Source organism: Terriglobales bacterium, from assembly GCA_035937135.1.
GTDB lineage: Bacteria > Acidobacteriota > Terriglobia > Terriglobales > Acidobacteriaceae > DASYVL01.
The window spans coordinates 1-9,292 of the sequence record DASYVL010000077.1 but is presented as its reverse complement, the minus strand read 5'-3'; the positions used below and the strand labels follow the sequence as shown (position 1 = coordinate 9,292).

Sequence of the window (9,292 nt, the reverse complement as noted above, 5' to 3'; positions counted from 1 at the left end):
AAGACGCGGCCCTTCTCTGCGGATTGGGCTTTGGCGCTCAAGGAAACAGAAGTTTAGCAGTAGGGCCCGCAGACGGCGCGAGCGATTGAGCCATCGGGTCATTGAGTCATTGGTGGATCTTGTGTGGCAAATCGCCCGATGACTCAATGACTCAATCGATCAACATACAGTCCCCATACGAATAGAACCGATACCGCGCCTCCACTGCGTGCCGATACGCGGCCAGCAGCGGCTCGCGCCCGGCGAAGGCCGCAACCAGCATCAGCAGTGTGGACTGCGGCAGGTGGAAGTTCGTGAGCAGCGCGCCCACCACGCGGAAGTCAAAGCCGGGATAAATGAAGAGGTCCGCTTCCTTGCCGCCTGACTGGATGCGGCCGTCAGGATTCTGGCGCGCGGCGTGCTCGAGCGTGCGGATGGTGGTCGTCCCCACAGCAACGACGCGGCGGCCGGCGGCAAGGGCGCGATTGAGCTGCTCCGCCGCCTGCGCGGAGATGCTGTAGGGCTCGCTGTGCATCTTGTGGTCCTCGACGCGCTCGGCGTGCACAGGCTGAAACGTGCCCAGGCCGACGTGCAGCGTGACCTCCGCTGTCTCGATGCCGCGTGCGTGCAGGCGATCAAGAATCTCCGGCGTGAAGTGCAGCCCGGCGGTAGGAGCAGCGACTGCGCCCCGCTCGCGGGCGTACACCGTCTGATAGCGCTCGCGGTCGCCGGGAGCGTCCGGCCGCGCGATGTAGGGCGGCAGCGGGACGTGCCCCAGGCGCTCGACGACTGCGAAGAAGTCGGGCGAGGGCGCGAAGCGCAGCGTGCGCTCTCCGAAGTCTCCGCGGGCAATGACTTCGGCTTCGAGTTCGTCCCCCTCGCCGAAGTAGAGGCGCTCGCCCACGCCGATCTTGCGCCCCGGACGCACCAGCGCCTGCCATTCGTGCTCTCCTGTCTGCCGGGTCAGCAGAACCTCGACCTGTCCCTTCAGAAATTCCCGGGCGGCGGGATTGCGCGGGCTCACGGGCTGGGCGCGGACGCCGGAGCGGTGTCCGTAGAGCCGCGCCGGGAAGACGCGGGTGTTGTTCATCACCAGTAGATCGTTCGGGCGCAGCAGTTCGGGAAACTCGCGGAAACCGTGGTCCTGCCACGCCCCCGAAGCGCGCTCCAGATGCAGCAGGCGCGAGGCGGCGCGGTCCGCAAGCGCCTCCTGCGCAATCAGTTCCTGGGGAAGCTCGTAGCCGAAGTCGGAAACCAGCACGTGCGGATTATAGGAGGCTGCCGAAACAAATTGCCTGGGGCGGAGGGGCTACGGTAGCATGACGGTCTCCTCTATCCATGAAAAGCGAACGCCAGCACCGCGCCGAGATCGCCCGCTTCGGGAAGATGATCCACGAGCTGGGCTACGTGGCGGCCACGGACGGCAACCTCTCCGTCCGCCTGGGCCCGAACCGCATCCTGGCTACGCCCACCTCCATGAGCAAAGGAGCGATGCAGGCGAAGGACATGGTGGTGGTGGACATGGCCGGGCGCAAGGTCTCCGGGCGGCGCAACGTCTCCAGCGAGATCGGGATGCACCTCTTGATCTACAAGCTGCGGCCGGACGTGAAGGCAGTGGTGCACGCACACCCGCCGACGGCCACGGGCTTTGCCGCCGCGGGCATGGCGCTCGACCAGGCACTGTGCTCGGAGGTGGTCATCACTCTGGGCTCGATCCCGTTGGCGCGCTACGGCACGCCCGGCACCAGCGAACTTTCGGAGGCGCTCGAGCCGCTGATCCCGCGCCACGACGCCATCCTCATGGCCAACCACGGCGTGGTCACCTACGGCGAAGACCTGCTGCACGCCTACATGAACATGGAGACGGTGGAACACTTCGCGCGCATCGCGCTAGTGGTGCACCAGCTCGGACGCCAGCAGCTTCTCAGCGGCGAGGACGTCAGCAAGCTCATGGCCGCGCGCGAGAAGTACGAGGCCACGCGCAATTCGGCTCTCGCCACCAAGTCCGGCAACGGCGGAAACGGCGCCCCCGAGCGTCGCGCGCGCGGCGTGCGCCGCCAGGCCTAGTCTCCTCCCACGCGGAAGCGCAGACCGGCGCGGAAGTTCACCCGCAGCGCCGGATATCCCGCAGCCTCCTCGTAGCGCTTATCGAGCGCATTCCCTAGATTGGCGTAGGCGGTGACGTAGCGATTGATTGCGTACCAGCCGCCGAGGTCCAAGCGCGCGTATCCGGCGGCGTGGTTCACGCCCAAGCCGAGGAAGTCGGAGTCGGTGCGCCGCCCGACGAAGCTCGCGCCCAGGCTCCCGCCCCAGCGTTTCCCGGTGTAGGTACCGAGGATGGAGCCGGAATGCCGAGGCCGCCGGAGCAGCGGCGAGCCCGCGGCCAGCAGCGGATCGAAAGCCAGCGGCGCTTGGAGGATTTGCGTCGAGGTGTAGATGTAGGCAGCGTCGAGAGTGACGCCTGTGCGCGGACGCCCGTGGAACTCGAGCTCCGCGCCGTGAGCGAAGGCGCGGTTCAGGTTCACGTACTGACTCTCGAAGGTCAGCGGGTTGAAGCTGAAGGCGATCTGGTTGCGGAAGAGGTTGTCGTACCAGGTAGCGGAGAGCGAGTAGCGCCCGCGGTCGAACTCCTGCTGCACACCGGCCTCGAGCGAGCGGCTCTCTTCCGGCTTCAAGTTGGGATTGGGGATGAGGTTGAAGGCGCCGACGCCGAAGGACTCCTCCAGGCGCGGCTCCTTGATGCCCTGGCCGTAGGCGAAGCGCAGCCGGGTACCGGAGAAAATCTCGCCGCCGCGCAGCGCCAGCAGCGACGCGGCAACGCGGGGCACGGCCTTGTCGCCGAAGTTCTCGTTGTGGACAAAGCGCAGCCCGGCGATCAGGGAGACGCGCGAGAAGGTGAACACCTGCTGCCCGTATACCGCGTGGTTGCGGCGCAGGCCGTGCGTCGCGCCGGCGAAGCCGGAGAAGTCCTGGGTGACGAACCCGTTCTCCACTTCCAGTTGATAACCGAACGTCGTGCGCGACCAGCGGCGCGAGGAGTACTCGCCCTGGTAGTCCAGCCCGGCGCGGTTCATGGTGAAAAGATCGGAGAAGGGACAATCGAGGAACAGCGGCGGGCCGCAGCCGCGGTCGGCCACCAGGTCCACGTTCGAGCGCGAATGGTGGTACTCGAAGCCGGTGAAGCGATGCTGCCAGCGCCCGGGAGCGGCGATGGAAAGCTCGGCGCTGGCCAGGAAGTTGTTCTGGCGGGCGCGCTGGTCCTGGTCCGGCGCGAGCAGTGGCTGGCCGTTGAAGTCCCAGAACGATTGCACCCCGCTGCGGTTGTTCGAATGCCGTGCGCGCAGGCGGAAGAAGACTTTGCGCGAAACGAACGCGCCCAGGTTCCCGCCCTGCGAGGAGTTCGAGTACTCGTCGTTCACTCCCTGGCCACGAGTCCAGAACTGCGAGGCGAAGAGGTTGTAGTCGAAGCGGCCGCGCGCGCCGGCGAGCGAAGCGTAACCGTTGGCGGTCGTGAAATTGCCGCCGTCCGCGCCAAAGCGCAGCTCCGGCGTCCGAGTGCGCCCGCTCGCGCTCCAGAGCTGGACCACGCTGGTCATGGCGTCCGAGCCGTAGAGGGTGCTCTCGGCGCCGCGGACGAATTCCAAGCGGTCCACCTGGTCGAGCGATACCACTCCGAAGTCGAAAGTCCCGCCCGGCTCGTCGATGGGAACGCCATCCACAATGACCTTGTTGTAGCGCGACTCGCCGCCGCGCACGAAGAGCGAACTCAGCCCGCCGCGGCGTCCGGCGGTGTTGACCACCGCACCGGGCAGGAACCGCAGCGCGTCCGAGGCAGCGTAAGGCTGCATGGCTTCCAGACGCGTGCTGTCGAGCAGCGTGACCGCGGCGCCGGTTTCGGCCGCGGGCAGCGGCGTGCCGGCAGCGGTCACCACCACGGTCTCCGGTTTGCCGGCGACGACCAGCTTGATGGCGAGGGAGCTCGCCCCCGGAAGCATGACGGCAACAGTCTGCGCCGCGAAGCCCGGCGCCAGGACCTCGACGCGGTAAGCGCCGTCGGCAATGTCGCGGAATATGGCACTGCCGTCGGCGGTGGTGGACTGAATGGCGACGGCAATAGCGCCGGCGGCGGTGTTCCCCGCGCGATAGAGCGCCACGCGCGCGCCGGGGACGGAGGCGGCGTGAGGATCAGTGACGTTGACTTTGAGTTCGGCCGCGTGAGCGGCGGCCAGAAGGGCAAAACAAGCAAGAACGAAGCGCAGAGACCGCATGGTTCCTCCTTTGCACGCGAAAGGGATTCAAACAGAGCGATCGCGCCGGTCTCCTGGCTCAGCGAGTTGGAAACTTTCGTTCCCTACTACGAGGCCGGACTTCCCATCCCGCTGGGCGGGACAGTGTCCGTGCCTCCGGACTCGCTTACAGTTGCGCGGCAGCGCGGGATTCTCACCCGCTTCCCAGTCCTCATCGCCTGACGAGGACGCGCGAACGCAGAATGGAAAAGATCAGCCGGGCCGATACCCGGTCAGCAGACTGTAACCGCGGGCGGGCCGAGTGTCAACGGATATGCGGCAGATTTTCCTCAGCGAACTTCCGGACGCGGTCGAGAGTGGCCTGAAGTTCGGCGTGGTAGCGGTCGAGCGCGGCGGCGTCGGCGTCCGCGGGCACGCGGATCAGCTTTCCGATGCGCAACAAGGCGCGCGAGAACGGCTTAGGGATCATGAAGGCGTCCCACGAGGGCAGCACCCAGGGGTCTTCGAGCGCGACGTGGAAGCCGCAGAGCGGGACGCCGGTGTTGCGGGCCAGCAGCACCGGGCCGGGCTTGGCGACGTAGCGCGGGCCGCGCGGGCCATCGATGGTGAAGGTCACCATGCGCCCGTGCTCGATGTGGTTGTGCATCTCGAGCAGCGCGCGCGCCCCGCCGCGGGAGCTCGAACCCCGCACCGCGCGGTAGCCCAGGTGCTCGATGGTGCGGGCGATGTACTCGCCGTCGAAGCTGCGGCTGGTCATCACCGCGATGTCGCGCCCGCGGTACCACCAAGTCGCGGGAATCACGCACTGGTGCCAGAAGCAGGAGACTCCGGGGGCGAAGTAGCCGTACTCCGGGCCGCCCTCCTCGATGGAGACGCTGTAGCGCAGCGTGGGCGCGATGGCGCGGATGAGCAGCATCCCCGCCCAGGTGGCGAGCGTCAGAACGATGCGCTGCCACAGGGTAAAGGGAGCGCGCTCTTCGGATTTTTCTGGGGCGAGCGCGGCGGAGGCCTGAGTCACAGGTCTATTTCACCACATTGCACAGCCGAGGACCCTTCGACTTCGTTCAGGGCAGGCTCTGTGCCACACAGTCCTTGCCGCTCCTCGCACAGCCGGGGGCGGCTGTGCCACGCGTTTTCCTACGCGTACTTCATCCACTTGACGATCTCGGGAAGAGTGGGACGCTTGCCGTACATCAGGATGCCGACGCGGTAGATGCGCGCGCACAGCACCATGGCGCCGTAGATGGTGGCCACGAGCAACGCGATCGAAAGGGCGATCTGCCACGCCGGAGGTTGTTGCGCCACGATGCGCATGTACATGAGCACCGGCGCGCAGAAAGGGATGAGCGAGAGCACCACCGACAGGGTGGAGGAGGGCGAACTGAAGACGGGCATCATGAGGACCATCGAGGCCATCAAAGGCAGGACGATGAAGAACTGCCACTGCTGTGCTTCCTCCTGGGAGTTCACGGCGGCGCCCAGCGCGGCGGAGAGGGCGCTGTAGAGCAGGTAGCCCAGAAGATAGAAAATGGGAAAGAAAATGATCATGGCTGGAGTGAAGTGCATTCCCTCCGCCATCTTGCCCACGGCCAACAGCGCGCTCCCGCCGAACAGCGCGGTCATCAGGCCCCAGATCAGCATCTGGGTCAGGCCGACTGCGCCCACGCCGAGGATCTTCCCGGCCATCAGCTCTTTGGCGGTCACGGTGGAGAGCATGACTTCCATGACCCGCGAGTTTTTCTCCTCCAGCACCGAGCGCATGACGATGATGCCGTTCATCAGCACGCTCATGTAGAGCAGCAGCACCAGCATCACCGCCATCAACAGCATGCCCACGCCGGCCCCGCCTTTGACCGCGATGACATCCAGGTCCACGCGCTTGAGCAGGTCGTCCACCTCCGCGCTGGAGATGCTGTGCGCGGCCAGGCGCTGCTCCAGGATGCCGTCGCGCACTGCGCGCTGCACAATGCCAAGCTCCACAAAGTCGCTGGCTGCGCGGGTGTTAAAGGTGACCTTCTTCACGCGCACCGCCTCCTCGGTCATCCACAGGAAGCCGTCCAAGCTCAGGGCAGCGATCTCGGAGGAGAGCTGGGCGCGCGCGGCCTCGCTGGTGTCGGTACTGGTCTCGACGTCGTACTGCATCCCGCTCTCACCCGCCTTGGGCTGGAACTGCTGCAGTTGCCGCCGGAAGGATTGCGCCAGTTGCGGGTTGTCGGTCACCACCATCAGGCGGCGGTGCCCACTGGCGCGGCGGCCGATGAGCAGGCTGGGCAGAAAGGCGAAGGAGAACATCATCACCGGCATGAGGAAGGTCATGATGATGAAGGACTTGGTGCGCACGCGCTCCAAGTATTCGCGCCGCAGGATGAGCCCCAGGTTGCGCAGCCGCTGGTCAAGCATCGGTCTTCCCCACGACGTCGATGAAAATCTCTTCCAGCGAAGGCTCGCTCAGCTCAAAGCGGCGGATGCGGCAGCGCGCGGCCGCGGCGCGCAGCAGTTCCTGCGCGTCCGCGCCCTTCTTCAGGCGCAGCTCCACGTGGTTGCCGTAGTCGTTGAAGGACTCGACCAGCCCGTCCTGCTGGCGCAGGAAGGCGCCGTCGCCCTCGTACTCGATCTGCACGTGGTTCTTGCCGTAGCCCGCTTTGATCTGCTTCAGCTCGCCCGCCAGCACCGGGTGCCCGCGGTCGATGAGGCAGATGGAATCGCACAGCTTCTCCACCTGGTCCATGCGGTGGGTGGAGAAGAGGATGGTGCGGCCCTGTTTCTTGAGGTCGAGCAGCACGTCCTTGAGCAGGGTGGCGTTGACCGGGTCGAGCCCGCCGAAGGGCTCGTCCATGATGATGAACTCGGGCTCGTGGAGCAGCGCGGCGATGAACTGGATCTTCTGCTGCATGCCCTTGGAAAGCTCTTCCACCTTCTTGGGCAGCCAGGCGGCGATTTCCATGCGCTCCGCCCAGCTCAGGGCGCGGCGCCGGGCTTCGCCCGCGGACAGCCCGTGCAGCTCGGCCAGGAACACCAGATGCTCGAGCACCTTCATCTTCTTGTAAAGGCCGCGCTCCTCCGGCAGGTAGCCGACGCGGCTCAGGTGCGAGCGGCGGAAGGGCTCGCCGAACAGACTCACCGTGCCGGAGTCGGGCGCGGTGATGCCGATCATCATGCGGAGGGTGGAGGTCTTGCCGGCGCCGTTCGGCCCCAGCAGGCCGTAGATGGCGCCTTGCGCGATGCTGAAACTGAGGTCGTCCACGGCCACGAAGTCGCCGTAGGTCTTGCGCACCTTCTCCAGTTGGACCGCGTCCATAAGATTCAAATCCTACACCAGCGCTGTGGAGCAGCCGGCCTAGGCGAGGCCGAGGTAATCGTCGATCCATTTCTTCACGGCGAGGCGGCGTTTGTCGCCGGCGTCGAAGCGGACTCCCAGCATATCGGGGTCGCGCTGCCAGCAGACGTTCGAACCGACGGCCAGATGCTGGGCATCCGGCAGCGTGAACTCGATCTCCACAGCGGTGGGAGGTGCGGCGCGGAATTGGGTCTTGAGCGACATGCCGCTGGCGCTGACCTCCTGCGAAGTGGCGGCGTGCCGGCGTCCCTGCACGATGATCGTGACTTCGGTGACGATGGGGACGCGGACGTAGCGGCGCAGCTCGTTGATCACTAACAGGTGGGTAGCGCGCACCACGCGCAACGACGACTGGCGCTCTACCGGGTCGGTAATGATGGCGTTGATGCCATAGCGGGAGAAGCGCAGGGACTCCTGGGCGTTGCTGCAGATGCCGTAGACCACGATGCGACGATTGGAGGAAGAGGTGCGCGCGGCTTCCAGGATGGCTTCGGTGCCGGGTTCGTTCAGGCGCAGGACGCAGGCCTCGAACTTCTCGCGCTTCAGCCGCTGGATGGCATCGTCGCCCACGGCGACCGTCTTGATGCCGAACTGCTTGAAGCAATCGTGCAAGATTGTGCTGGCGGCCGCGTCCAGGCCGATCAAGGCCACGGTGGCCACTGCCTTCTTAGGGGGAACGGGGGTGGAGGCGCCGGCGCTCATGCGGTAAAACCATTCTTTCGCCCGCGGAGGATTTTGGCAAATGGTTTCGGACCGCGCGACATGTTCACACCCGGGCGGAGGCCGAGGCGGGGAGAACGCGGTTGCGCCCCGCCTGCTTGGCGGCGTAGAGAGCGGCGTCGGCGGCCTTCACCAGTTCGTCGCGGGTGGCGCCGTTCTCCGGGAAATCGGCAACCCCGATGCTCACCGTCACCGGCCGCGGCACTCCGGGAAAGCTCCATCCCTCGCTGGGCGCTGACCACCAGCAGGTCTCCTTCCTTGAGCAGGACTGCCACCTGATCCACCGGGAACGACTCCAGCACCAGGGCACAGACCTTGGGCAGCAGCTCCTTCAGGTCGAGCACCGACGCCGTTTGCTTGGCCAGGGCGTTGATGGTTTCGAGCTGCGCCGCGCGCCGCTGCTCCAGCGAATGCAGCCGGGCGTTCTCGATGGCGATGGAGGCCTGGGTGGAGAACAGCGTCAGCAGGTCCACGGTCTCGTTGCTAAAAAAGTTGGCCTGCTCGCTCTGGAAGTCGAGGACGCCCACCACGTTGTCGCGCACCATCCGCGGGATGGCAAACTCGGAGCGGGTGGCGGCGAGGACAGGAATGTAGCGCGGGTCCCGGCTGACATCGGGTGCATAGACGGGACGGCGCAGCTTGGCCGCCGCGCCCGTCAGTCCGCTGCCCGCGGGGACGGGGGCTGCCATCTCCGCGGGCCGGCCGAAGCTGCTGCGCAGCTTGAGTTCCCGGGTCTCGGGGTCGAGTAGGTAGATGGCGCCGTTCTCCAGGCGGAACTGGTCGCGCACGATGGCCAGGATGCGTTGCAGTACCTCGTCCAGATCGAAGGTGGAGAGCACCGCCTGGCTGGCATCGTAGAGGATGGCGAGCTTTTCCATAGAGCAAGCGGGCGATTCTAGCGCCAAAGCAGGGGCAAAGGCGAGTCAGGCAATTTACAATCTGGCAGCGGAAAGCGGAAGCGCAGCCATGCTGGAACTCCAAACTCAGGTCAAGTACGCCAAGAGCGTGG

General features: G+C 66.1%; 8 protein-coding genes and 1 riboswitch. Of the genes, 1 reads left to right on the top strand and 7 read right to left on the bottom strand.

All coding sequences use genetic code 11. The features are described 5' to 3' along the window. Positions 1-151 precede the first annotated feature (151 nt). Positions 152-1,240, bottom strand: a complete 1,089-nt coding sequence (gene queA, locus VGQ94_05010; protein HEV2021867.1) for a tRNA preQ1(34) S-adenosylmethionine ribosyltransferase-isomerase QueA — start codon at positions 1,238-1,240, stop codon at positions 152-154. A 77-nt stretch (positions 1,241-1,317) separates the two neighbouring features. Here queA and VGQ94_05005 point away from each other — a divergent pair, with 77 nt between their 5' ends. Then, entirely contained in the window at positions 1,318-2,046 is a 729-nt protein-coding gene (locus VGQ94_05005; GenBank protein HEV2021866.1) for a class II aldolase/adducin family protein, read from the top strand. Here the strand turns inward: VGQ94_05005 and VGQ94_05000 are convergent. From VGQ94_05000 to VGQ94_04975, 6 genes are all read right to left on the bottom strand, one after another. Continuing rightward, positions 2,043-4,247 carry a TonB-dependent receptor gene (locus VGQ94_05000; protein ID HEV2021865.1) on the bottom strand — a complete coding sequence of 735 codons (2,205 nt, stop codon included), beginning with the start codon at positions 4,245-4,247 and terminating at the stop codon, positions 2,043-2,045. The two genes, VGQ94_05005 and VGQ94_05000, sit on opposite strands and share 4 nt — an antisense overlap. A gap of 25 nt (positions 4,248-4,272) precedes the next feature. Then, positions 4,273-4,474, bottom strand: a riboswitch (cobalamin riboswitch). Positions 4,475-4,530: 56 nt separating this feature from the next. Continuing rightward, positions 4,531-5,244, bottom strand: a complete 714-nt coding sequence (locus VGQ94_04995) for a lysophospholipid acyltransferase family protein (GenBank protein HEV2021864.1) — start codon at positions 5,242-5,244, stop codon at positions 4,531-4,533. A 119-nt stretch (positions 5,245-5,363) separates the two neighbouring features. Beyond that, positions 5,364-6,626 carry an ABC transporter permease gene (locus VGQ94_04990; protein ID HEV2021863.1) on the bottom strand — a complete coding sequence of 421 codons (1,263 nt, stop codon included), beginning with the start codon at positions 6,624-6,626 and terminating at the stop codon, positions 5,364-5,366. Continuing rightward, positions 6,619-7,524, bottom strand: coding sequence for an ATP-binding cassette domain-containing protein (locus tag VGQ94_04985; GenBank protein ID HEV2021862.1), 906 nt, complete (start codon positions 7,522-7,524; stop codon positions 6,619-6,621). The genes VGQ94_04990 and VGQ94_04985 overlap by 8 nt, the downstream gene beginning before the upstream one ends. Positions 7,525-7,563: 39 nt before the next feature. Beyond that, positions 7,564-8,265 (bottom strand): PilZ domain-containing protein, encoded by a 702-nt coding sequence (locus tag VGQ94_04980; protein HEV2021861.1) that lies wholly within the window; start codon positions 8,263-8,265, stop codon positions 7,564-7,566. Further along, positions 8,262-9,161 carry a GAF domain-containing protein gene (locus VGQ94_04975; protein ID HEV2021860.1) on the bottom strand — a complete coding sequence of 300 codons (900 nt, stop codon included), beginning with the start codon at positions 9,159-9,161 and terminating at the stop codon, positions 8,262-8,264. The genes VGQ94_04980 and VGQ94_04975 overlap by 4 nt, the downstream gene beginning before the upstream one ends. Between the last annotated feature and the right edge of the window lie 131 nt (positions 9,162-9,292).